Source organism: Priestia sp. VA7, assembly GCF_055710015.1.
Genome location: NZ_JBVQPN010000001.1, coordinates 691330 through 716633 on the forward strand (window position 1 = coordinate 691330; position 25304 = coordinate 716633).

A 25304-nucleotide genomic window follows, 5' to 3' on the forward strand; every position below is an offset into this window, starting at 1 on the left:
TTGACTATTTTTCAAAATATGAATATTACATCTTCAGCTTTAACTGCCAATCGTTTAAGGATGGACGTTGTTTCATCTAATATGGCGAATGCTGAAACGACAAGAGGGACGTACGTTAATGGTGAGTGGCAGCCTTATAAAAGAAAAATGGTTGTCATGCAGTCTGATCGTTCGCCTTCTTTTTCGTCCCTCTTACACTCCGAAATCAATAAAAGTCAAAACAATGGTGTAAAAGTCACAGATATCGTAGAAGATAATACTCCTTTTAATTTAGTATATAACCCGACGCATCCAGATGCGAATGACCAAGGGTACGTGCAGATGCCGAACGTAGATCCTTTAAAAGAAATGACGGATTTAATTAGTGCTACTCGATCTTATGAAGCAAACGTCACGGTCTTTAATACAAACAAAAGTATATTAACAAAGGCGTTAGAAATTGGGAAATAAAGGAGCGATAAAATGATTAATGGTATCAGCAATCAAATAGCAATAGCAAAAACAGCAGCTTCTACTAGCACTGGACAAACAACTCAACAGTTTTCAACGTTTTTAAAAGACTCAATCAATGAGTTAAACAATACTCAACGCGCTTCGGATATAGTGACTGAAAAGCTTGCTAAAGGAGAAAACGTCGAACTCCAAGATGTAATGATTACTGCTCAAAAAGCAAGTATTACGATGCAAACGGCTCTTGAAATACGCAATAAAGCTGTTGAAGCCTATCAGGAAATGATGAGAATGCAAATGTAATTGAGCGGTTATTAAAGAAAATGAAAATAGTAATAACCGGAGGAATACCATGAATGAAAGAATAGCTCTTTATCGAGATAAGATGAAAGTCTTTTGGAATAACCGCAAAAAAGGACAAAAAATAGCCCTTATCGCTGCTCCTCTTGCGGCTATTCTAGTCATTAGTTTAGCATCTGTTTTTTTAAACAAGGATAAATTTGTCCCTCTTTATAGCAATCTATCGGCTCAAGAAACAGGACAAATCAAAGCAGAGCTTGATGCTAGAAGCGTTCCTTCAGAAATCTCTGATAATGGAACAACCATTTCGGTGCCTGAACAAAGCGTTGACTCGCTAAAAGTTGATTTAGCTGCACAAGGAATTCCTGATAGCGGAAGTATCGACTATTCGTTTTTTGGGAAAAATGCGAGCTTTGGTATGACAGATAATGAATTTGATGTGTTAAAACTCGATGCGATGCAAACTGAATTGGCTAACTTAATGAAAAACATTCAAGGAGTCAACGATGCAAAAGTGATGATTACCCTTCCCAATGAAAGCGTCTGGGCGAATGAAAAGCAGGGAGAAGCATCAGCATCGATTGTGCTTAATACAAAGGCTGGTTATAAATTTGATGATCAGCAAATTAAATCTCTTTATCATTTAGTATCCAAAAGTGTGCCAAACCTTCCTACCGATAATATCGTCATCATGAACCAATATTTTGAGTACTTTGATTTAAAAGGTAACGAAACGAATTCAGCTTCTAGCTCATTTGCTTCGCAGAACGAAGCGAAAAAAGAAGTTGAGCGAGATATTCAGCGTCAAGTACAGCAAATGCTAGGAAGACTGGTCGGTCAAGACAAAGTAATGGTTTCTGTTACAGCAGATCTTGATTTTACACAGGAAAATCGCGAGGAAAAGCTAGTAGAGCCCGTTGATAAAGATAATATGCAAGGAATTGCCGTTAGCGCTGAAAAAATTAATGAAACATTTTCTGGTAAAAACGCTCAAGATGGAGGCGTTGCTGGAACAGGAGAAGAAGATACAACAAATTACTCATCTAGTACAACAAGTGGAGACGGAGACTACGAAAAAAACGAAGAACGAATTAATTATGAAGTGAATCGAATTCATAAAGAAATCGTCGAAAGTCCATACAAAATTCAAGACCTTGGCATTCAAGTAATGATAGATCCGTCCAATGCAAAAGGGAAATCACAAGTTTCCGATACGCTTGAGTCAGACGTTCAAAAAATGTTAGGTACAATTGTCCGTACTTCTATTTCAAAAGATGCAAATACGAAAGCCCTCTCGGATAACGCGGTCAGCGATAAGATTACCGTTTCCGTTCAGCCGTTTAATGGACAAGAAACAGCTGACAACACAGCAAGTTCGATTCCATTGTGGATGTATATAACCGGAGGAGCACTGCTGCTTATTATTGTTGTTCTTATTGTGCTGTTGGTTAGGAAAAGGCGTCAAGACTTAGATGAAGAGGAATATGATGAAGAGTACGATGAAACTTTTGAAGCGGCACAAAAAGCTCCTGTTTTAAGTGCTGAACAGCAAACAAAAAGCAATCTTGAAACGTTAGCGAAGCAAGACCCGGAAGAGTTTGCAAAACTGCTGCGAACATGGATTAGTGAGGATTAGGAGGAAAGCTAATGGTAAAGGCTATGCAAAAAAATGAGTTAACTGGAAAGCAAAAAGCAGCAATTTTGTTGATTTCTCTCGGTCCGGATGTATCAGCTTCTATCTATAAACATCTCAGTGAAGATGAAATTGAGCAACTAACGCTTGAAATTTCTTCAGTGAGAAAAGTAGAGCCGTCTCTAAAAGAAGCTGTGCTTCATGAGTTTGAACAAATAACGCTTGCTCAAAACTACCTTGAAAAAGGAGGAGTAAGCTATGCGAAACAGGTGTTAGAAAAAGCACTTGGACCAGAGCAGGCTATGATGATTATCAATCGATTAACTTCTTCTTTGCAAGTTCGTCCGTTTGACTTTGCCAGAAAAGCTGATCCTATGCAGTTGTTAAATTTTATTCAGCATGAGCACCCTCAGACGATTGCCCTTATTTTATCTTACTTAGAGCCGCCGCAGGCAGGACAAATCTTATCATCACTGCCTCAGGAAAGGCAAGCGGATATTGCAAGACGGATTGCAACGATGGGAAGTACGTCTCCGGAAGTCATTAATGAAGTGGAGCAAATTTTAGAGAGAAAGCTTTCTGCTACTGTTACCCAAGACTATACCCAAACAGGTGGTTTAGAAGCAGTAGTTGAAGTATTAAATGGAGTAGACCGAGCGACTGAAAAAATTATTATTGATACGCTTGAAATTCAAGATCCGGCATTAGCAGAAGAAATCAAGCAGCGAATGTTTGTATTTGAGGATATCGTAACGCTCGATAACCGCTCTATTCAGCGTGTGATACGAGATGTAGAAAATGATGATTTATTGTTGAGCTTAAAAGTAGCAAGTGAAGAAGTAAAATCTATTATTTTTAAAAATATGTCTAGCCGTATGGTGGAAACGTTTAAAGAAGAAATGGAATTTATGGGTCCTGTGCGTTTGAAAGATGTAGAGGAAGCTCAGTCACGTATCGTTGCTGCAATTAGACGTTTAGAAGATGCTGGTGAAATTGTACTAGCTCGAGGTGGAGGAGACGATATTATTGTCTAATATCATTAAATCAACTTATACGAATAAACTTTCAGACGAAAATGCAAAGCACATTCAAGTCATTCCATTTGGCTTTCCGGTACAAGATGAGCCCACAGAAGAACATCTTCAGCAAGAAAATGCAAAGCACGTTATTGAACAAGCGCACAGTGAAGCTGAAATAATAAAGGCCGAGGCAGATGCTTACCGCAAACAAGCTCAAAACGAAGTTGAACGTTTGAAAAAGCAGTGGGAAGAAGAGAAGGTGCTGCTGTTTCAACAAGAACAACAGCGAGGCTATGAAGAAGGATACGAAGAAGGGCTGCTTCAAGGAAAACAAGAGTATGAGCATGTATTAGCCATGTCGCGAAACATTGTTGACGAAACAAAGAATCAGTACTACGAATACATAAATCAATCTGAAGAAGTCATCTTTGAATTAGGTTTCACCCTAGCTGAAGCGATTTTAAATGAGCGGCTTCAAAGAGATGAATCATTTTTATCACTTGTTGAAAGGTCTTTAAAAGAAGTTAGAGAACATAAAGAAATCCAGCTTTTTGTTTCTCCGAAAAAATATGCATATGTATGTGAACATAAACGAGAACTGTTCGATTTATTAAACGGAGAAACGGGGCTATTTATTTATGCAGATGAAAATCTTCAGGAAATGGATTGTGTCATCGATTCCTCTTATGGGCGTCTTGTTGCGTCTTTTGATAGTCAGTTAACGGAAATGAAGAAAAAATTAAAAGCACGTTTGTTAGAGGAGAGTAAACATGAAAGTCGCACAACTCATTCATGAAATCCCGCGCACATCTTCTTTTAAACGGTACGGGAAAGTCAGCCGAGTAGTAGGAATGATGATTGAATCTAAAGGACCTAGAACGTCAATAGGAGATGTTTGCTTTATTCATCTTAGTGAACGAGGAGATAAAATTCGTGCAGAAGTTGTTGGTTTTAACGGTGAGCACGTTGTTTTAATGCCTTATACGTCTGTTCGATATATCGGACCTGGCTGCCTAGTGGAAACGACAGAAAAACCTCTGCAGGTAAGCGTGGGGAAAGAGTTAATAGGTCAAGTGCTTGATTCACTAGGGAACCCTTTAGACGGGTCTGAACTTTCTCATTATTTGCCGTTTGTTTTAACCGACCAAGACCCCCCTAATCCCTTAGAGCGTCCGCCTATTGAACAGCCGATTGAAGTAGGGGTACGAACGATTGATAGTTTGCTAACAGTAGGTCAAGGGCAGCGCATAGGTATTTTTGCAGGAAGCGGTGTTGGGAAAAGTACGCTGCTCGGGATGATTGCACGCAATACAAAAGCAGATATCAATGTCATTGCCCTTGTAGGTGAGCGAGGAAGAGAAGTTAGAGAGTTTATTGAGCGAGATCTTGGAGAGGAAGGATTAAAGCGCTCCGTTGTAGTAGTTGCTACCTCGGATCAGCCTGCTCTCCTTCGAATGAAAGCAGCATATACAGCTACTTCTATTGCTGAATACTTTCGAGATGAGGGACTGAGCGTCATGATGATGATGGATTCTGTTACTCGTGTAGCAATGGCTCAGAGAGAAATTGGATTAGCCGTAGGTGAACCTCCGACTACCAAAGGTTATACACCATCTGTTTTTGCTAGCTTGCCAAGGCTGCTTGAACGTACAGGAACTAATCAACATGGATCTATTACTGCTTTTTACACTGTATTAGTAGACGGTGATGATATGAACGAACCCATTTCGGATACGGTGCGAGGCATTATAGACGGACATATTGTACTAGACCGGGAGCTGGCCAATAAAGGTCAATATCCGGCCATCAATGTCTTAAAAAGCGTTAGTCGGGTGATGAACCATATCGTAAGTGAACGGCATAGAGAAGCAGCTGAAAAACTGCGTTCATTAATGGCTACCTATGCTAATTCTGAAGACTTAATTAACATAGGTGCCTACAAAAGAGGATCTTCTGCTTACATTGATGAGGCCATCTACTATCATCCTGTCATTGATGCATTTTTAAAACAAAAAATGAACGAACATCCATCATTTGAAACAAGTGTAACAAAGCTCTGTGAACTGTTTGTGAAAGGTGAGTAAATATGGCATATGAATTTAGGTTATCTAAAATAATGGCAATCAAGTCAAATGAAAAAGATGAACTGCTATCTCAATATAATCAATCATTGCAGCAGTTTGAAACAGCGGGTGAAAAGCTTTATAAAAAGTTAAAAGAAAAAGAAACGCTAATTGAACAGCATACGGGCAAAATGAAGCAAGGGCTTTCTATTTTAGAAATTACGTCATTTCAGCAGTTTTTAACAAGTGCCGAACGAGTGATTGAGAGGCTGCAACAAGAGGTCATGTTTGCAAGACAGCAAATGAACTTAAAGAAACTGAAGCTAGAAGAAAAGAACATAGAAGTAAAGAAGTATGAAAAGTTAAAAAAGAGAGACTACGATTCTTATATAACCGCGGAAAAACAGTTAGAAGCGAAGCAAATGGATGAGCTGTCGCTACAGCAGTATATGCTGCATAGGAATTAGGTGGAAAACATGGCTAATCAAAAAGAGTTAAGAGAAGAGTACGAAGAAGAAAAGTCTTACAGTAAAAGCCAAGTGTTTTTATTTTTAATCTTTATTCCAGCAGTGTTCCTCATCTTGGCGGCTTATATTGTTCTGACGCTTTTAGGCGTTAATGTAAATGATAAAGTTTCAGGTATTACACACGCCATTCCGTTTGTATCAAGTGAACAGTCGCAAAAAAATGAAAATATTCAAGAAAGCAATGAAGAAATACAAAAGCAGGTTGATAGCCTTCAAAAGAAGTTGAGCACGAAAGAAAAGCAAATCGCAGCTTATGAGAAAACGATCACTACAAAAGATCGTCAAATGGATGAACTAAAAATTGAAATGCGCGATATGGAAGAAAAAGCCGATGATGAAGCGAAAAAACAAAAGAACAATCAGCTGGCAAAAAAAGATGTCATTGCTACCTATGAAAACATGTCTCCTAAAAATGCAGCACTTATCTTTGCCGAATTAAAAGAAGACAAAGCGGTCGCGATGCTTAAGCAGTTCAAAGCGAGTACAAGAACAGCAATCTTAGAAAAAATGGATCCAAAAGTAGCTGCACGCTATACGACATTATTAACAGATCAGATTGAGGAATAAAAGCAGAGGTGAAAACAGTGGAAATTTCACTACGTCCAGCAGCTGCATCAAAGGTAAACTGCGATGAAAAAGCAGCTGTTATTCAGACTCAGGGTTTTTTTGAAGAAGTTGTTCAGCAGCTTAAGCAGCTAGATGCGCAGCCTTTAACGCACGGGGAGAAATCATCCGATAAACAAACGGTAGATCAAGACGTCTTCAAGGCGGTCGGGTTAATGGCAATTCAGTTAAGCGAAGCAGAAGATGAAGAGGATGAACCATCTGTCTTGTACGAGCATCTAGCCGAGATGATCAGTAGTATTCCAGGTAGTCTAGATTTGGAACAGCTGCTTCTAAAGCTGCAGCACGTGTTAACAGACATGCAGCATGCACCTGTTTCACCTGAAACAGACAGTCAAGAACAGTATTTAACTTCTATTTCTACTTTGCTGGAACTATGTAAAAATACGTCAGCTGTTTTTCAAACAGAGTTTGCTCAGCTGATGGAAGAACTACAAAAACCGCAGCTGCAGTCAGTGAAGCTTTCGGATCTGCAGCTTGAGGGTTTGCAGAAAACTGCTGCTGAAAAAATAGAGAAAATTCATAAACAACCACGTGTATTAACCGATACCTTACATGAAAAGCGCTCAGCTGATTTCTTCGCCGTTGTTCAAGCAGCCCCAAAAAGTTCTGTAAGAGATATGACCGCTTTTCATAAAGAGGAAAAAGTGCCGCTTTTGAATCAGCTTCCATGGAAAAAAGATGTGATTTTACGTAACGAAAGTATGGATAGGGATAGTTCAAAAAAGGATAGTGAAATTTCTTTCACTGCTAACACGGCCGAGGCGACCTTAGAAAATAATCCATCATCTTTTAAATCTAATGAAGTACCTAAGGTCCAAGAATTTTCTATTGATCTAAGGCAAGTAAAATCTGGTCATCAACAGTCTGACAACCTGTTAAATGAGCTGCAAAAAATATGGAGTAAAGCTTCGCTCAGTATTGAAGAGAGAACATCTAAGCTTTCTATTAAGTTATTGCCAAAGCAGCTAGGTACGATTTCAATTGAAGTGCTTCAGCAAGAAAATGAAACGGTTGCGCAAATGGTTGTATCCTCAACGAAAACAAAAGAGCTGTTAGACGCCAGCCTTTTCAGTTTACGACAAGCTCTTGCGTCTCAGCATGTATCGGTTGATCAAGTGGATGTGGCCGCTGTTGGAGCGGCTCCAGAAAGTTCTATGACAGATATGACCGCTTTTGGTAAAGAAGAAAAAGGGTCGCAGTTTTCTATTGAGTTAAGGCAAGCAAAATCAGACCATCAGCAGTCTAGCGATTTGGTAAACGAGCTGCAAAAAATATGGAGTAAAGCATCGATCAGTATTGAAGAGAGAGCATCTAAGCTTTCTATTAAGTTATTGCCAAAGCAGCTAGGTACGATTTCAATTGAAGTGCTTCAGCAAAAAAATGAAACGACTGCGCAAGTGGTTGTATCCTCAGCGAAAACAAAAGAGCTGTTAGACGCCAGCCTTTTCAGATTACGACAAGCTCTCACGTCTCAGCATGTATCGGTTGATCAAGTCGATGTGGTTGCTGTTCAAGCAGCTCCAGAAAGTTCTGTAAAAGATATGACCGCTTTTGCTAAAGAAGAAAAAGTGCCGCAGTTTTCTATTGATTTAGGGAAAGTGAAATTAGACCATCAACAGTCTAGTGATCTAGTAAACGAGCTGCAAAAAATATGGAGTAAAGCTTCGCTCAGTGCTGAAGAGAGAAGATCCAAGCTTTTCGTTACGTTATTGCCAAAGCAGCTAGGTACGATTTCAATTGAAGTGCTTCAGCAAAAAAATGAAACGACTGCGCAAGTGGTTGTATCCTCAGCGAAAACAAAAGAGCTGTTAGATGCTAACCTTTTTAGATTACGACAAGCTCTCACGTCTCAGCATGTATCGGTTGATCAAGTTGGTGTGGACGCTGTTCATACAGCTTCAGAAAGTTCTGTGAGAAATATGAACGCTTTTCGTAAAGAAGAAAAAATACCGTTTTTCAATCAGCTTCCATGGAAAAAAGATGTGGTATTACACAGCGAAAGTATAGATACAAATAGCTCTTTAAAAAATAGCGAAAGTTCTGCAGTTACAAACACAACCGGAGCGACAGTAGAGAATCAGCCATCATCCTTTGGAAGTGGAGAAATGCCTAAGCTTCAGCAGTTCTCTATTTATCTAGGGCAAGCAAAATCTGACTATCAACAGTCTAGCAATTTGGTAAACGAGCTTGAAAAAATATGGAGTAAAGCTTCGATCAGTACTGAAGAGGGAACATCCAAGCTTTTCATTAAGTTATTTCCAAAACAGCTAGGTGCGATTTCAATTGAAATGCTTCAGAAAGACAGTGAAACGGTTGCGCGAATTGTCGTATCGTCAGCAAAAACAAAAGAGTTATTGGACGCCAACCTTTCAACTTTGCGGCACGGTCTCGCGTCTCAGCATGTATCAATTGATAAAATCGATGTGCTACTGTCAGAACAAGCGATGTCGTATAACAATGAAAACGGCCAGCAAAAAGAAAGACAGGAAAAAGAAGCGTTTAAAAAAGAAGAAGATCAAGATTCACAACAATTGGAAGAATCGGCTTCCTTTCTATCTTCTTTTGAAGCAGCGCTCATTAACTACAACGTATAGGTGATAACAATGACAAATGAAATTACGTCTGACTTGTATTTAAGCAATAGGGACACACCAGTGAAGCAAACGGGAAACAGCTCGCTTGGCAAAGATGACTTTTTGAAGCTTTTGATTGCGCAGCTTCAAAATCAAGATCCAATGAATCCAATGCAAGACAAAGACTTTATTGCTCAAATGGCTCAGTTTTCATCCCTTGAACAAATGACAAATATGAGCACATCGCTCAATACGTTTTTAACGCAGTCTCAGGCTTCTCCTATTTTAAAAGGAAGCGAATTAATTGGTAAAACCGCTGCATGGTTAGATGAAGAAGGAAATAAAAAGCAAGGAGTTATTTTAACAGCATCCGTCAAAAACAATGAGGTATCGTTTGGAATCAATGATGAAAATCATACGGTACTTTCGCTAAACGATATCTTAGAAGTAAGCAGTTAACCAACCAAATTTAAGGAGTGATTTTATGTTACGTTCGATGTATTCAGGAATCAGCGGCATGAAAAATTTTCAAACTAAATTAGATGTCCTAGGAAATAACATTGCTAACGTTAATACATACGGCTATAAAAAAGGACGTACAACGTTTCAAGATTTAGTAAGTCAGCAGGTAGCAGGAGCAACAGCACCGGGAGCTAACCGTGGAGGTGTTAATGCTAAACAAGTCGGATTAGGTTCGCAAATTGGCACAATTGATACAGTTCAAACGGCAGGAAGCATTCAGTCAACGGGGCGTCCGCTTGATTTAGCTATTTCTGGAGACGGTTATTTTGTAGTAAGAGATGGAGTCACAAATTATTATACAAGAGCGGGGAATTTTTATTTAGATAGCAGCGGTAATTTGGTAACGGGTGATGGACTGTACGTGCAAAAAACTGGAGGAGGGAATATAAATATTCCTTCAACAAGTAAGAGCTACAGTATAGGAGCAGATGGAAAGGTTAACATCATAGATGCTAACGGGAACATCTCCAGTAATCAAACTGTCGAACTTGCTAAATTTGCAAATAATGAAGGACTGCAAAAAGCAGGGGGGAATTTATTTGCTCAAAGCGTAAACTCAGGAGGTCCTTTAGTAGGAGCTCCAGGAGCCAACGGCACAGGAAGCTTCGTTTCAAGCGCCCTTGAAATGTCCAACGTTGATTTATCGGAAGAATTCACGGATATGATTGTTGCACAGCGCGGATTTCAAGCGAACACAAGAATTATTACAACATCCGATGAAATACTGCAAGAGCTAGTGAATCTAAAACGATAGGCGGGAGGAAGGAGTAGGTATTACTCCGGTTAATTATGATCACTTTAACAAGGCTAAACGGCAAAACATTTACGTTAAACGCACTCTACATCGAGCAGGTTGAAGCATTTCCTGATACGACCATTACGCTAACGAATAACAAAAAGCTAGTGGTAAAGGATTCAGTTGAAGAAGTGAATGAGAAAGTGACGGGCTATTATCAGCGAATTAACGTATTAGGGCTGCAGCAAACGACGGAGGAATAAAGTGTGTTTAAAAATAAGCTAATTAGTAAGATGATTATTATCATGCTTTCTCTTACTTTAATAGGAAGCATTGCTGTTATCGTGACGCTAAAGTATACAGAGCAGGCAAGTACTGAAAAAGGTCCATCTATCGACGATGTGATTAAAGCTTCTGTAGATGTAACGGATATTAAAACAAATCTAAAAAGCAATAACTACATCAGCATCTCTTTTAAAATTCAAATGGATAGTAAAAAAGCAGCGGCAGAGCTTCAAAAAAGAGATTTTCAAGTAAGAGACATTATTATCAAAAGGCTCTCAGATATGAGTGCTCAAGATTTTGAAGGAACGCAAGGACTCAGCACGTTAGAAACAGATATTGCAAAGCAAATTGATCAATTAATGGAAAACGGACATGTTGTTAAAATTTATACAACGTCTAAAGTGTTGCAGTAAAGAAAAAGGGAGGGAAGCTAGTGGCTGGGGATGTATTATCACAAAATGAAATTGATGCCCTATTATCCGCGTTATCAACCGGAGAGATGGATGCGGATGAGCTAAAAAAAGAAAATAAAAAACAGCGTATTCGTACATATGATTTTAAACGCGCCCTGCGTTTTTCAAAAGATCAGATTCGCAGTTTGACGCGAATTCATGAAAATTATGCGCGCATGCTCATCAATGTCTTTTCGGCGCAGCTTCGTAACGTTGTACAAGTGTCCGTTGTATCAGTAGATCAAATTCCGTATGAGGAGTTCATTCGCTCTGTTCCGAAAGTAACCATCTTAAATGTGATAGCCGTCTCTCCTTTAGAGGGGCATATCATTATGGAAGTCAATCCGAACATTGCCTATGCGATGCTTGACCGCTTACTCGGGGGACAAGGCGAGAGCGGTGGGGAAATTAGTAACTTAACGGAAATTGAAACGAGCTTGGTTCGAAACTTGTTAGAGAAAACGTTAGATAGTATGAGAGAAGCTTGGAGTTCTATTGCGGAAATTGAACCTGAAACATCAGAGTTTGAAGTGAACCCTCAGTTTTTGCAGGTAATTTCACCAAATGAAATTGTCATCGTCATTTCATTAAACGTACAAATTGGAGATGAAACGGGCATGATCAATCTATGTATTCCGCACGTGACGCTTGAGCCGATCGTGTCCAAACTGTCCGTTCATTACTGGATGCAATCTTCGAAAAAAGAACCTAATGTACAAGAGGTTGAGCAGCTAAAGGAACAAATCAATGATGCGGAATTGCAGGTTGTAGCCGAGCTAGGAAAAGCGGATATTTCAATTGAAGATTTCCTAGCATTAGATGCAGGAGATGTTATTCGACTGCAAACAAGCGTTCATAATCCGTTAACTATTTACGTCGGAGAACAACCTAAATTTATTGCACAGCCTGGAAAAGTCAGGCGGAAAGTTGCTGTGCAAATTCTAGATGATGTTAAGAGGAGGAACGAAAGGAATGAACGATGACATGCTTTCGCAAGATGAAATTGATGCGTTGTTAAAAGGAACTTCTTCACTTGACGAGTTTTCAGAGCCGAATAAGTCAAGTCAAGTAGACGATTACTTTACGGAAATGGAAAAAGATGCGCTTGGCGAAATTGGAAATATTTCGTTTGGCAGTTCAGCAACAGCGCTATCGGCTTTATTGAATCAAAAAGTCGATATTACCACACCGTTTGTATCGCTCGTATATAAAGAAGAGCTGACGAATGAATTTCCAAATCCTCATGTCGCTGTGCAAGTTCAGTATACAGAAGGCTTTTCTGGTACGAATTTGTTAGTTATTAAACATGAAGATGCAGCTGTTATTTCAGATTTGATGCTTGGTGGAACGGGTGAGAATCCGACGGAAATCATGGATGAAATTAAGCTGAGTGCAGTGCAGGAAGCGATGAATCAAATGATGGGTTCTGCAGCGACGTCTATGTCCACGGTATTTCAAAAGAAAATTGATATCTCTCCGCCGAGTTTAGATATTTTAAATATTCAAAAAGGGGAAGGTACAGAGCTGATTCCCCAAGATGACGTCTTTGTAAAGGTCTCTTTTAATTTGAAGGTAGGCACATTAATCGATTCGAATATTATGCAGCTTTTATCTATACCGTTCGCAAAAAGTTTGGTCGAAGAGCTCTTAGTTCCAAATTCAGAAGATACGGCAGCTTCTATTGAAAAAGAATCAGATCTTAACGGAAAGCAAACAGAACCGCCGGCAGCTGAAGACATACAGCATGAAGAAACACAGCAGGCAGAATCTGTTCATGTACCAGTTGATGTTCAGCCCGCATCGTTTTCAGAGTTCGAGCACATGTCTTCTCCTCAAGGGGATTCACGAAATTTAGACATGCTGCTTGATATCCCGCTTCAAGTTACCGTGGAGCTTGGAAGAACTAAGCGAACGGTTCAAGAGATTTTGGCATTATCTTCTGGTGCAATCATTGAACTTGATAAACTAGCAGGCGAACCAGTAGATATCTTAATTAATAGCAAATTAATAGCAAAAGGCGAAGTGGTCGTCATTGACGAGAATTTTGGCGTTCGCGTAACCGATATTATTAGTCAAAGAGACCGTATTAACAAACTAAAGTAATGATTTTTAGGAGGAGTAGAGATGGGAAATCGAATTTTAATTGTAGATGATGCTGCATTCATGCGCATGATGATCAAAGATATTTTAACGAAAAATGGATATGAAGTAGTAGCGGAAGCGGCAGATGGCCAGCAGGCTGTGGAGTTATTTAAAGAGCATGCACCAGATCTTGTCACAATGGATATTACAATGCCTGAAATGGATGGAATTACGGCCTTAAAAGAAATTAAAACCATAAAAGGTGATGCTAAGGTGATTATGTGTTCAGCCATGGGCCAGCAGGCAATGGTGATTGATGCTATTCAAGCAGGGGCAAAAGATTTTATCGTTAAGCCTTTTCAAGCGGATCGTGTATTAGAGGCAATTTCAAAAGCAATTGGATAAACAACAGATTGGCGGGGCTTTCCCGCTAATCTTACACTATATTGAAGTAAGAGGTGGCAGACATTGCTGCGAAAGTTCGTAATTGCTGCGCTGTTAATAAGCGTATTAGCAGGATCAAATCAAATCGTCTATGCAGAAAGTAGATCTGCATCCGTAAAAGAATGTTTGGAAAAAACGGAGAAGTGTTCAGAGAGTGAGAGTACTGATTCAAAAGAAAAAACTGAACTCCAGGGGACGCCTACGCTTTCAGCTGGAGATATCGTGAAGATGATATTCGCGTTTTTACTTGTAATTGGGCTGCTTTTTGCGCTCTTAAAATTTGTAAATAAAAAAGGAAGGCTGCTGCAAAAAAATAAAGTAGTACAAAACTTGGGTGGTACAAATGTTGGAAGCAGCAAATCTGTACAAGTAGTTAAAGTTGGAAATCAGCTTTTTATTATCGGAGTCGGTGAGAATGTGCAGCTTCTTTCAGAAATTACAGGGCAAGAGAAACAGCAGCTGCTCACGCAGTATGAGGAACAACAGAAAAACGAGAGCGAATATAAAGTCGTACTACCGTCTTTTTTAGAAAAATTGACTTCTAAAAAAGAAGAGAAATCTAGTCATTCTTTTCAGCAGCTTTTTCAGCGAGAAATGAATGAAATGAAAATAAAAAGGCAAAACGTACTGAAAGAGTTAGAAAGGAACAAAAAGAACGATGAATGAAGTGATGAATCTCTTTAACTCGAGCAGTCCTACAAATATTTCAACGTCTGTCCAGCTTTTGTTGCTGCTGACGGTGTTTTCGGTAGCTCCTGGAATTTTAATTATGATGACCTGCTTTACACGAATTGTTATTGTGCTGTCATTTGTACGTACATCGCTCGGGACACAGCAAATGCCTCCTAATCAAATATTAGTTGGTTTATCGCTGTTTTTAACGTTTTTTATTATGGCGCCAACTTTTTCTCAGGTAAATGAACAGGCGCTTCAGCCGCTTTTAAAAGAAAAAATCACGCTGAATCAAGCCTATGAAAAAGCAGCTGAACCGATGAAAGAATTTATGAGTGCCCATACAAGACAAAAAGATTTAGCTCTTTTTTTAGAATATGCGGATATAGATAAACCATCCTCTGTTCAAGATATTCCCTTAACCGCGCTCGTTCCGGCTTATGCAATCAGTGAGCTAAAGACAGCCTTTCAAATTGGATTTATGATTTTTATTCCTTTTCTTATTATCGATATGATTATAGCAAGCGTGCTGATGTCTATGGGAATGATGATGCTTCCTCCCGTTATGATTTCGCTCCCGTTTAAAATTTTACTATTTGTACTGGTTGACGGCTGGAATTTAGTTGTTAAATCATTATTAATAAGTTTTCAATAGGTGATAGACAATGAATGGAGAATTTGTCATTTCGTTAGCAGAAAAAGGCGTATATACGATCTTAATTGTATCTGGCCCTTTATTGCTGCTGGCCCTTGTAGTTGGGCTCATTATTAGTATTTTTCAAGCAACTACCCAAATTCAAGAGCAAACACTTGCTTTTGTTCCTAAGATTGTAGCTGTCTTAGTAGGGATTGTATTTTTTGGTCCGTGGATGTTATCAAAAATGATTTCATTTACATATGAAATTTTTTCAAATCTGTATCGGTACGTAGGATAGCTATGAGTCAGTTGATCTTATCCTATCCCGCGTTTTTACTAGTGCTAGTGCGCGTAACGTCTTTTTTTATTACGGTTCCGCTATTTTCATACAAAACGATTCCCGCAGTTCATAAAGTAGGTTTGTCTGCCTCACTATCCGTCATTATTGCGACAACAATTGATTTACCCGTCGTTTCATTAGATGCACAGTTTGTACTTTTAGTAGTAAAGGAATGTGCTGTTGGGTTGTTTATTGGTTTGACTGCGTATGTATTTATTATGGCTATTCAAATTGCCGGAGGTCTCATCGATTTTCAAGTTGGGTTTGCGATTGCCAACGTAATAGATCCGCAGACAGGGGCGCAAAGTCCGATACTAGGTCAATATTTATATGTATTTGCTCTCCTATTTTTATTATCGACCAATGGACATCATTTATTAATAGACGGCATCTATAATAGTTATTTAATTATTCCGTTAGACAAAGTAGCTTTCCCTGTGGGAAGCCAAGCATTTGCTACACACATCATAACTGTTTTTTCATCGATGTTTTTAGTAGCTGTTCAAATGTCTTTGCCTTTGGTAGGTTCATTATTTTTAGTCGATATCGCGCTTGGAATTGTCGCAAGAACCGTCCCGCAGTTAAATATTTTCGTAGTGGGGTTTCCGGTAAAAATTATTGTTGCCTTTATTTTGCTGATTGTCGTGATGGGGAGCATGTTTTATATGATGCAAATCATATTTGAACAAATGATAGAAGCGATGCGCGCGACGATCCGCATATTAGGAGGGGTGTAGCTTTGTTTTTAGTAAAAGTTGATTTGCAATTTTTCGCGGGAGAAAAAACGGAAAAAGCTACACCTAAAAAAAAGCAAGACTCTAGAAAAAAAGGACAGGTAGCTAAAAGTCAAGACGTTACAACTGCGCTCATCCTTTTAATGGTTTTTCTTTATTTTTTGTTTGGAGCCAAACAGTTTTTACAGCAAATGATGAAGTTGTTAAGAGAAGCTTTTCAAACGTATATGCTTGAGGAAGTGACGGCAGAGCGCGTATTTGCGATGTTTAAGCACCTTCTTCCTGCAATAGCCCTTGCAGCAGGTCCTGTTATGCTCGCAGCTTTTATTGCTGCGCTCGGAGCGAATTATATGCAGGTTGGTATTCTTTTTTCCACGGAGGCTCTTCAGCCTAAGTTAGAAAAGATTAACCCTATTAGCGGAGCCAAACGGATTTTTGCCATGAGAGCGCTGGTAGAACTAATCAAGTCAACGCTGAAAATTATGTGTATCGGAGCCGTCACGTTTTTTATCTTATGGATTCACATAGAAGATGTATTAAATTTATCTCAAAAAAGTATAGGGGACTCGCTGGTTGTTCTGTCTAAGCTTGTTTTTCAAATGGGACTTGCAGCCTCGCTTATGCTTTTATTTTTATCGCTGCTTGATTATTTGTACCAAAAGTTTGATTTCGAGAAAAATATTCGAATGTCAAAGCAAGATATCAAAGATGAGCATAAAAACATTGAAGGCGATCCTCTAATCAAATCAAAAATAAAGCAAAAGCAGCGGGAAATGGCAATGTCTCGCATGATGCAAGAAGTTCCAAAAGCAGATGTCATCATTACAAACCCCACTCATTATGCCATTGCTTTAAAATATGATGAAGAAAAAATGGATGCTCCCTATGTTGTAGCCAGCGGCGTAGATTTTATTGCTCAAAAGATTAAAGGAATCGCCAAAAGCCATGAAATCATCATGGTAGAGAACCGCCCGCTGGCAAGAGCACTTTTTGACCAAACTAAAGTAGGAGATGCAGTACCCGAAGAATTTTTTAAAGCGGTGGCTGAAATATTAGCTTACGTATACCGCATTCAAAATAAAATGTAACGTTACGCTATTGTAAGGAGAGAAAAATTAATGTCTGCAAGAGAACTGCCAGTTGTTATAGGTGTTGTACTTATTATCGTTATGCTTGTTATTCCGTTGCCTTCATGGTTATTAAGTATTTTAATCATGATTAACATTTCTCTTGCACTGCTTGTACTGCTCGTTTCCATGAATATGAAAGAACCTTTAGAGCTATCGGTATTTCCGTCTTTGCTGCTGGTTCTTACGCTGTTTCGATTAGGTTTGAATGTATCGACAACACGTTCAATCTTAGGAACAGGAGAAGCAGGCGGAGTGGTGGAAACATTCGGCCACTTCGTTATTGGAGGCAATCCTTTGGTGGGCTTTGTTGTCTTCATTATTTTAATTATCATTCAGTTTCTCGTTATTACAAAAGGAGCGGAGCGTGTTTCTGAAGTAGCCGCCCGCTTTACCTTAGATGCGATGCCGGGTAAACAAATGAGTATTGATGCAGATTTAAATGCAGGTATGATTTCAGAAAAGCAAGCAATTGACCGCCGTGAAAAAATTCAGCGCGAAGCAGATTTTTATGGAGCAATGGATGGAGCCAGTAAATTCGTCAAAGGTGACGCCATTGCAGGGATTGTCATCACCCTGATTAATATCTTATTTGGGATTATTATCGGCATGCTGCAAATGGGAATGTCCATCACTGAAGCATCCCAAACCTTTACTTTGTTAACAGTAGGCGATGGGTTAGTGAGTCAAATTCCAGCCCTTATGATTTCAACAGCGACAGGTATTATCGTCACTAGAGCTGCTTCAACAGGTAATTTGAGCGAAGATATTACACAGCAGCTGTTTGCTTTTCCCGTTATGCTTTATGTCACTGGAGGAACGATTGCGGCTCTTGGTTTAATTACGCCAATTAATGATGTTATTACAATGCCTATTGCTATTTTGTTAGGAGTGGGAGGCTATTATTTGTCTCGGGCTAAGCATCAGGCGGTTCGTGAAGAAATAGCGCCTACTGAAGAAGAGCTTGAAGACAATGAAATGAAAAGTCCGGAGAGTGTTGTCAATCTATTAAGCGTTGATCCAATTGAATTTGAATTTGGGTATGCATTAATTCCGCTTGCTGATACGAATCAAGGAGGCGATCTGCTTGATCGAATTGTGATGATTAGGCGACAGCTGGCACTTGAGCTAGGATTGGTCATTCCGGTTGTTCGCATCAGAGACAACATTCAGCTTCAGCCCAACGAATACTGTCTTAAAATAAAGGGCAATGAAGTGGCAAAAGGGGAGCTGCTGCTCGATCACTATTTAGCAATCAGTCCGGGAGTGGATGATGATTTGATTGAAGGAATTGATACGTTAGAGCCAGCTTTTAAAATGCCTGCAAAATGGATTAGTGAGTCCGCGAAGGAGCAGGCTGAGATGTTCGGGTATACCGTTGTTGACCCGCCGTCGGTTGTGTCTACGCACATAACAGAAGTTATAAAATCGTATGCGCATGAGCTGATTGGAAGGCAGGAGACAAAGCAACTAATCGATCACACAAAAGAAACGTATCCTATTTTAATTGAGGAAGTAACGCCTAATCCGCTTTCTGTTGGAGACATTCAAAGGGTACTGGCAAAGCTTTTAAAAGAAAGCGTCTCAATTCGAAATTTACCCATTATTTTTGAGGTGCTGGCAGACTACGGCAAAATGACGTCAGACACCGATTTGTTAACTGAATATGTCCGGCAAGGACTCGCAAGACAAATTACCAGTCAATATACGGTCCAAGAAGGTCTGCTTCGAGTTCTTACCCTTTCAGGAAAAGTTGAAAAAATGATGGCGGAAGCTGTTCAACAAACGGAGCATGGGAATTATTTGTCACTAGACCCTAACGTTTCACAAGCTATCCTGGAAAGTATAGCCAAGCAAACAGAAACACTTTCTTTTCAAGAACAGTCTCCAATTGTGTTATGTTCTCCTGCGGTGAGGATGTACGTGCGTCAAATCACTGAGCGGTATTTTCCCCATATGGCGGTTTTATCATATAACGAGCTAGAAGCAAATGTTGAAGTTCAAAGTGTTGGAGTGGTGGATATCTGATGAAAGTAAAAAAATATGTAGTAGCATCCATGCCGCAAGCTATGAAAGCCATTCGTTCAGATTTAGGTGAGGAAGCGGTTATTTTACATTCAAAACAAATTCGAACAGGAGGGTTTCTTGGTCTATTTACTAAGGCAAAAATAGAAGTATTGGCAGCTGTCGATTCCGTAGAAAAGCTGAGCGTAAAGAAGAATTCATCGTCGCCAGAACCCAGTATGGAAGATAATCAATCTTTTATGAAGCAGCAGCTCAGTGAGTTAAATACTCTTGTCTCACAAATGAATCAAGTGCCAAAGGTTTCTTCAGGTTCATATCCAAAAGCAGTGGAGGATGTGTTTGCCTATTTGCGTTTGCAAGAAATAGACGAAGCTATTTTAAAAAGTATAGAGGCTCCTATGCTAGAGTACTACTACTTACATCGTCCTAACTCAAATCAACTTATGGAGTGGACGAAGAGCTGGTTTGGCAATCAGTTTAAAGCAAGTGAATGGAGCGGTCCTTTCAAAAAATATGTAAGTGTAGTAGGACCAACAGGTGTCGGTAAAACAACAACTCTTGCTAAATTGGCCGCAAAATGTGTCCTGGAACACAATCAAAAAATAGCATTTATTACAACTGACACGTATAGAATTTCAGCGATTGAGCAGCTCAAGACGTACGCTTCGATCTTGAATGCGCCTTTAACGATTTGTTATAACGGAGCAGATTTTAAAAAAGCTTTGCTAGAAGCGGAAGCATACGATGTGATTTTTATTGACACAGCAGGTCGGAACTTTTTAGAACAGCAATATGTAAATGATTTAAAGAAAATTATTACGTTTCAAGAAGATTTGCAAACGTTTCTTGTTTTAGCCCTAACGTCAAAAGTATCAGATATGAAAGCTGTATATGAACGTTTTGCTAGTCTGCCTGTTGATCACTTGATTTTTACGAAGCAAGATGAAACCACCCGTAAAGGCTCGCTTTTAAATATGTTATATCATTACGGCCAGCGAGCTGCTTTTACAACAAACGGGCAGGATGTACCAGAAGATGTTTCGGCATTTAAAATAAAAGAGTTTATTGACGATGTATTTGGAGATTGGAAAGATGAATGATCAAGCAGCAGTTTTAAGAGAAAAAGTGTTAAAGAAGCATCAAAACTCTTTAAGGAATTGTAAAACACTAGCCGTGTTAAGCGGAAAAGGAGGAGTTGGAAAGTCGAATCTATCATTAAACTTATCTCTTGCGCTAACGAAGCAAAAGCAAAGAGTTCTTCTTTTTGATATGGATATAGGGATGGGAAATATTGATATTTTGATTGGGCAAACTACTTCATATACGATGGTCGATTTGCTAGAAAAAAAGCTTTCCATCCAGCAAATTATTAAAAAAGGTCCTCAAAATTTAGCTTATGTGGCTGGTGGAACAGGAATTTCCTCTGTATTTGAATGGTCTCCATCAGATCTTGCTCATTTAATACAAGAATTGAATTCGTTAATAAATCAATATGATTATATGATTTTTGATATGGGAGCGGGCATGTCAGAGAGTGTACTTAAGTTTTTAAAAGCTGTAGATGAAATGATCGTGGTCACAACACCAGAACCTACATCTATAACAGATGCCTACGCTGCTATTAAGCTAGCAGCTTCCTATTCTGTATCAGCACCGGTTCGTCTTATTATTAACAAAACGCTTTCTGACAAAGAAGGAAATGAGACGTATGAACGATTTAGCCGAGCTGTTCAGCAGTTTTTGAACATATCTATTTCTCTATTAGGTATTGTACCAAACGATCAAGCTGTCCAGAAAGCGGTCAATCGCCAAATGCCTTTTTTGCTTCAAAATCCAGCATCTAAAGCGAGTATATCACTAATAGAAATGGTGAGTATTCTTATTCCTCAAGACAATAGGATAACGGCTAAAAACGAGGGAATGTTTATTCGGCGCCTCAAACGATTTTTTCTTGAAAGGTAGGAAATTAGAGTGAATGAAATAAAGGTGCTTATTGTAGATGATTCTGCATTTATGCGAAAGCTAATCGGCGATTTTTTAGCATGTGACAGTCGTTTTCACGTTGTGGGTACCGCACGTAACGGTGAAGAAGGGTTAAAAAAAGCGCTCGAGCTGTCGCCAGACATTGTGACACTTGATATTGAAATGCCCAAAATGAATGGCTTAGATATGTTAAAACAGCTCATGCGTGTGAAGCCCCTTCCTGTTGTCATGTTATCGAGTACAACAATAGAAGGTGCTGAAAATACGCTGACCGCTATGCAGTACGGCGCAGTTGATTTTGTTGCTAAACCTTCGGGAGCTATTTCGCTGGACTTACATAAAGTGAAAGATGAGCTTATCTCTAAACTATTGCTTGCTAGTAAAGCCAACATATCTTCAAGCAGTCATCAGCACGTACGAAACAGCAGTGTATATAACCTCCCGATGGGGACGAAAGTGAACAAAATGATTTGTATTGGCACTTCTACTGGAGGACCGCGTGCGCTGCAAGAAGTATTATCAACTGTTTCAAAAGACATAAGCGCACCTATTTTTATTGTGCAGCATATGCCTCCAAATTTCACAAAATCATTAGCGCTTAGACTAAATCAGCTAGCTGATATTGAAGTAAAAGAAGCAAAAGACAATGAAATCGTTCGCTCAGGATGTGCTTATATTGCGCCTGGAGGTTTTCATATGACGGTTGTAGAGAAAAAAGGACAGCTCAGCATTTGTTTAGATACTTCTTCACCTGTAAAGGGACATCGCCCCTCAGTGGATCGTTTGTTTCAGTCGATTAGTAAAATTTCAGGTTATCAAAAACTTGCTATTGTGTTGACAGGAATGGGTGCCGATGGAACAGAAGGGGTTATTGATTTAAAGAAAAATAAAGATGCGCTTATATTGGCTGAATCGGAAGAAACGGCTGTCATTTATGGGATGCCCAAATCAGCCGTTTCTACAAAACTTGTTGATTATATTGAACCGCTGCGAAACGTTGGAAGCTTTATTTCTCGCTACGCACAGAAATAGGAGGGAAAGTTACGATGGATATGAATCAATATCTAGAAGTGTTTATTGAAGAAAGCAGGGAACATCTTCAAAACGTTAATGACCAGCTAATGCGTTTTGAAAAAAATACCGATGATCTTGGCTATGTAAACGAAATTTTTCGGTCTGCTCATACGTTAAAAGGTATGTCTGCAACAATGGGATTTGATGATTTAGCACAATTAACTCACAAAATGGAAAACGTGTTAGATGCTGTTCGAAATCACCAACTCGACGTTCATACGGAAGTTCTTGATGCTTTGTTTGAATCAGTCGATGCGCTAGAAATAATGGTTCAATCTATTTCTGAAGGCGGCGATGGTCAGCTTGATGTCAAATTGCTTGTTCAAAAGCTGCAGCGTATTGTAGCAGAGGAACCTGTAGCACAGCATGCAGCTTCTTCCATTGAGTACGATGAATTAGTACAAACGCTGCTCAGCCAAACAGCAGACCAAGGATTTAACGCGTTTGAAATAACCGTACAGCTTGAACGCACCTGCTTATTAAAAGCTGCACGCGCTTATATGGTATTTGATGTGTTAGAGCAAGCAGGAGACGTCATTAAGTCAGCGCCAACTGTTCAAGATATCGAACAGGAAAAATTTGAATTATCTTTTATCGTTTTACTAGTAACAAACGAATCGCAAGAAAAGCTGCAGGCGAGCATTATGGAAGTCTCGGAAGTGGAAAGCGTGCAAATTACTGAGGCTCTCGTGAAAAAGGAAAAAGAAAAGGAAGAGCTTGTTTCACAAGAAGTAGCGGCAGCTATACAGGAAGTTACTATGTCAGGACCTTCCAAATTGCCTGTTGAAGAGAAAAGACCGCCCTCAAATAACAAGACGATTCGAGTTAATATTGACCGTTTGGACAGTCTTATGAATTTGTTTGAAGAACTGGTTATTGATAGAGGCAGGTTAGAACAAATATCAAAAGAATTGAATAATAGCGAATTAGACGAAACGGTAGAGCGGATGTCTCGTATTTCGGGAGACTTGCAAACAATTATTTTAAACATGCGTATGGTGCCTGTAGAAACCGTTTTTAATCGTTTTCCCCGTATGGTGAGACAGCTTTCAAAAGATTTAGGGAAACAAATTGAACTTCAAATTGTCGGAGCTGATACAGAGCTGGACCGAACCGTCATTGATGAAATTGGAGATCCGCTTGTTCACTTATTAAGAAATGCCGTTGACCACGGAATTGAAATGCCTCAAGCACGCTTAGAGAACGGAAAGAATGAAAAGGGAACGATTCGCCTTAAAGCTTATCATAGCGGAAATTATGTCTTTATTGATTTAGAAGATGACGGGGCGGGCATCAATCGTGAAAAGGTACTGCAAAAAGCGTTGGATCGAGGAATTATTGATGGGAAAACAGCTGAAACGCTGACGGATAAACAAGTGTACGAGCTCATTTTTGCTTCGGGCTTTTCGACGGCTGAGCAGATTTCAGATGTTTCCGGACGAGGAGTAGGTTTAGATGTCGTGAAAAACACGATTGAATCGCTAGGGGGTTCTGTAACGATCGATTCTAACGAAGGATACGGTTCGCGTTTTTCCATTCAACTGCCGCTCACTCTGTCTATTATTTCTGCTTTACTCGTGCAAATGAGTGAAGAGCGCTATGCCTTGCCGCTTTCTTCGATTATTGAAACAGCTATTGTTCAGCCCAGAGAGGTCATGCATGTACACGGTCAAAAGGTTATTGACTTTCGAGGAGCCATTATTCCTCTTCTTGATTTAAAAGAACTATTCACTGTGCCTAACTCGGTACAAGGTGATCATTATTCAGTAGTCATCGTGAAAAAAGGAGAAAAGACCGCTGGGCTAATTGTTGATTCTTTTATCGGTCAGCAGGAAATTGTTTTAAAATCTTTAGGTCATTATCTGCCGGGTGTGTTTGCTATTTCAGGAGCCACGATTTTAGGGGATGGACAAGTAGCACTTATCATTGATTGCAACGCTTTGATTAAATAACAAATGCTGTGAAAAGAAAGGGAGAAAGGCATGAAAATTATTGTGTTTCAATTGGGAGACGAGGAGTACGGAATCTCAGTAGAAGAAGTGCAGTCGATTGAAAAGATTCAGCACATAACACGCGTTCCTGGAGTAAAAGAATATGTAAAAGGTGTTATTAACCTTCGCGGTGTTATTACACCGATTATTGATTTGCGCACTCGTTTTAACTTGCAAGAACAGCTTAACCATGAGCTGACACGTATTATTATGGTTCGTCTTAATGATGTAGAAGCAGGTTTGATTGTCGATGCGGCAAATGATGTAGTGGATATTGATGAAAAAACGATTGCTTCAGTGCCTGAAACAGTTGAAGGAACAGCTGTTGAATACTTAAACGGAGTCGTTAAAGTAGATAGCCGTTTAATTGTTCTTCTAAATTTACCTAAAGTGCTCTCTTTAGAAGACCACCTCCAGTGAGTCAAACGAATAATGGATATCACGCTGAAGGTTCTAGGAGTTGAAGAATCGTGAGAGATGATAAACAAGTGATTAAGGTAGGAATTGCCGAGATGAATGTTACACATGCACCCGCAGTGCTTCGAACAGCGGGATTAGGATCATGTGTAGGAGTTGTCGTTTATGACTCTATTCACTCAGTAGCTGGGCTCGCTCATGTGATGCTTCCGGATTCAAGCGGAGCTAAATGTCCTTTTAATAGAGCTAAATATGCAGATACAGCCATTTTTGATTTGATAAATATGTTGATTAAACAAGGCGCACATAGAAAATTGTTAAAAGCAAAAATAGCAGGAGGCGCGCAGATGTTTCAATTTGAACCAAGAAATGATGTCATGCGAATTGGCCTTCGAAATGTTCAAGCAGTAGAGAGAGAGCTGCATAGAAACAGTGTAGAAATTGCAGCAAAAGCTACAGGAGGACACAACGGACGCACAATTGAATTTGATCCTCAAACGGCTATTTTAAAGGTTCGTACGATTAACGAAGGGATAAAAACGATATAAAGCGCGCTCTGACCGTTTAATAGCGCTATAAAAAGGAGTTGAA

At 39.4% G+C, this 25304-nt stretch carries 28 protein-coding genes; all 28 read left to right on the forward strand.

The features are described from left to right. Positions 1-450 carry a flagellar basal body rod protein FlgC gene (flgC, locus tag AC0C45_RS03645; RefSeq protein WP_014458431.1) on the forward strand — a complete coding sequence of 150 codons (450 nt, stop codon included), beginning with the start codon at positions 1-3 and terminating at the stop codon, positions 448-450. A 12-nt stretch (positions 451-462) separates the two neighbouring features. Further along, on the forward strand, positions 463-753 hold the full coding sequence (fliE, locus tag AC0C45_RS03650) for a flagellar hook-basal body complex protein FliE (protein ID WP_016765405.1): 291 nt from the start codon (positions 463-465) through the stop codon (positions 751-753). A 49-nt stretch (positions 754-802) separates the two neighbouring features. Further along, positions 803-2386, forward strand: coding sequence for a flagellar basal-body MS-ring/collar protein FliF (fliF, locus tag AC0C45_RS03655; RefSeq protein WP_472927903.1), 1584 nt, complete (start codon positions 803-805; stop codon positions 2384-2386). Positions 2387-2397: 11 nt separating this feature from the next. Continuing rightward, the gene (gene fliG, locus AC0C45_RS03660) at positions 2398-3417 is read left to right on the forward strand and encodes a flagellar motor switch protein FliG (protein WP_025750326.1); all 1020 of its coding nucleotides are present in this window, start codon (positions 2398-2400) and stop codon (positions 3415-3417) included. Further along, a complete protein-coding gene (gene fliH, locus AC0C45_RS03665) occupies positions 3410-4198 on the forward strand; it encodes a flagellar assembly protein FliH (RefSeq protein ID WP_047930784.1) in 789 nt (262 codons plus the stop codon). Before fliG ends, fliH begins: the two co-directional genes overlap by 8 nt. Next, on the forward strand, positions 4173-5486 hold the full coding sequence (gene fliI / locus AC0C45_RS03670; RefSeq protein WP_095378737.1) for a flagellar protein export ATPase FliI: 1314 nt from the start codon (positions 4173-4175) through the stop codon (positions 5484-5486). Before fliH ends, fliI begins: the two co-directional genes overlap by 26 nt. Positions 5487-5488: 2 nt before the next feature. Beyond that, positions 5489-5932, forward strand: a complete 444-nt coding sequence (gene fliJ, locus AC0C45_RS03675) for a flagellar export protein FliJ (RefSeq protein WP_013058874.1) — start codon at positions 5489-5491, stop codon at positions 5930-5932. 9 nt (positions 5933-5941) lie between these two features. Continuing rightward, complete coding sequence (locus tag AC0C45_RS03680; RefSeq protein WP_016765400.1) at positions 5942-6559, forward strand: MotE family protein; 618 nt, start codon at positions 5942-5944, stop codon at positions 6557-6559. 17 nt (positions 6560-6576) lie between these two features. Continuing rightward, positions 6577-9213: a flagellar hook-length control protein FliK gene (locus AC0C45_RS03685; protein ID WP_472927904.1), complete on the forward strand. Its 2637-nt coding sequence runs from the start codon at positions 6577-6579 to the stop codon at positions 9211-9213. A 9-nt stretch (positions 9214-9222) separates the two neighbouring features. Continuing rightward, positions 9223-9651: a flagellar hook assembly protein FlgD gene (flgD, locus tag AC0C45_RS03690; protein WP_013084790.1), complete on the forward strand. Its 429-nt coding sequence runs from the start codon at positions 9223-9225 to the stop codon at positions 9649-9651. Between the two features lie 25 nt (positions 9652-9676). Continuing rightward, positions 9677-10468, forward strand: coding sequence for a flagellar basal body rod protein FlgG (gene flgG / locus AC0C45_RS03695; RefSeq protein WP_013084789.1), 792 nt, complete (start codon positions 9677-9679; stop codon positions 10466-10468). A 35-nt stretch (positions 10469-10503) separates the two neighbouring features. Continuing rightward, a complete protein-coding gene (locus tag AC0C45_RS03700) occupies positions 10504-10713 on the forward strand; it encodes a flagellar FlbD family protein (protein WP_013084788.1) in 210 nt (69 codons plus the stop codon). A gap of 3 nt (positions 10714-10716) precedes the next feature. Further along, positions 10717-11148: a flagellar basal body-associated protein FliL gene (fliL, locus tag AC0C45_RS03705; protein ID WP_025750316.1), complete on the forward strand. Its 432-nt coding sequence runs from the start codon at positions 10717-10719 to the stop codon at positions 11146-11148. 20 nt (positions 11149-11168) lie between these two features. Beyond that, positions 11169-12170, forward strand: coding sequence for a flagellar motor switch protein FliM (gene fliM / locus AC0C45_RS03710; protein WP_472927905.1), 1002 nt, complete (start codon positions 11169-11171; stop codon positions 12168-12170). Next, positions 12160-13290 (forward strand): flagellar motor switch phosphatase FliY, encoded by a 1131-nt coding sequence (gene fliY, locus AC0C45_RS03715; protein WP_253948207.1) that lies wholly within the window; start codon positions 12160-12162, stop codon positions 13288-13290. The genes fliM and fliY overlap by 11 nt, the downstream gene beginning before the upstream one ends. 21 nt (positions 13291-13311) lie before the next feature. Further along, complete coding sequence (locus AC0C45_RS03720) at positions 13312-13674, forward strand: response regulator (protein ID WP_016765392.1); 363 nt, start codon at positions 13312-13314, stop codon at positions 13672-13674. 63 nt (positions 13675-13737) lie between these two features. Next, entirely contained in the window at positions 13738-14379 is a 642-nt protein-coding gene (locus AC0C45_RS03725) for a flagellar biosynthetic protein FliO (RefSeq protein WP_016765391.1), read from the forward strand. Next, entirely contained in the window at positions 14372-15040 is a 669-nt protein-coding gene (gene fliP, locus AC0C45_RS03730) for a flagellar type III secretion system pore protein FliP (protein WP_013084783.1), read from the forward strand. The genes AC0C45_RS03725 and fliP overlap by 8 nt, the downstream gene beginning before the upstream one ends. Positions 15041-15050: 10 nt before the next feature. Next, entirely contained in the window at positions 15051-15320 is a 270-nt protein-coding gene (fliQ, locus tag AC0C45_RS03735) for a flagellar biosynthesis protein FliQ (RefSeq protein ID WP_016765390.1), read from the forward strand. Positions 15321-15322: 2 nt separating this feature from the next. Then, positions 15323-16099, forward strand: a complete 777-nt coding sequence (gene fliR / locus AC0C45_RS03740) for a flagellar biosynthetic protein FliR (RefSeq protein ID WP_016765389.1) — start codon at positions 15323-15325, stop codon at positions 16097-16099. Between the two features lie 2 nt (positions 16100-16101). Then, positions 16102-17184 (forward strand): flagellar biosynthesis protein FlhB, encoded by a 1083-nt coding sequence (gene flhB / locus AC0C45_RS03745; RefSeq protein WP_047930778.1) that lies wholly within the window; start codon positions 16102-16104, stop codon positions 17182-17184. 30 nt (positions 17185-17214) lie between these two features. Continuing rightward, positions 17215-19251, forward strand: a complete 2037-nt coding sequence (gene flhA, locus AC0C45_RS03750; protein ID WP_472927906.1) for a flagellar biosynthesis protein FlhA — start codon at positions 17215-17217, stop codon at positions 19249-19251. Beyond that, positions 19251-20348: a flagellar biosynthesis protein FlhF gene (locus AC0C45_RS03755; protein WP_237892903.1), complete on the forward strand. Its 1098-nt coding sequence runs from the start codon at positions 19251-19253 to the stop codon at positions 20346-20348. Before flhA ends, AC0C45_RS03755 begins: the two co-directional genes overlap by 1 nt. Further along, entirely contained in the window at positions 20341-21210 is an 870-nt protein-coding gene (locus AC0C45_RS03760) for a MinD/ParA family protein (RefSeq protein ID WP_047930775.1), read from the forward strand. The genes AC0C45_RS03755 and AC0C45_RS03760 overlap by 8 nt, the downstream gene beginning before the upstream one ends. A gap of 9 nt (positions 21211-21219) precedes the next feature. Continuing rightward, complete coding sequence (locus AC0C45_RS03765) at positions 21220-22263, forward strand: protein-glutamate methylesterase/protein-glutamine glutaminase (RefSeq protein WP_047930774.1); 1044 nt, start codon at positions 21220-21222, stop codon at positions 22261-22263. A 14-nt stretch (positions 22264-22277) separates the two neighbouring features. After that, positions 22278-24257, forward strand: coding sequence for a chemotaxis protein CheA (locus AC0C45_RS03770; protein WP_257061303.1), 1980 nt, complete (start codon positions 22278-22280; stop codon positions 24255-24257). Positions 24258-24287: 30 nt separating this feature from the next. Next, on the forward strand, positions 24288-24716 hold the full coding sequence (locus AC0C45_RS03775) for a chemotaxis protein CheW (RefSeq protein WP_014458457.1): 429 nt from the start codon (positions 24288-24290) through the stop codon (positions 24714-24716). A gap of 50 nt (positions 24717-24766) precedes the next feature. Continuing rightward, entirely contained in the window at positions 24767-25261 is a 495-nt protein-coding gene (locus AC0C45_RS03780; protein WP_016765382.1) for a chemotaxis protein CheD, read from the forward strand. Positions 25262-25304 lie beyond the last annotated feature (43 nt).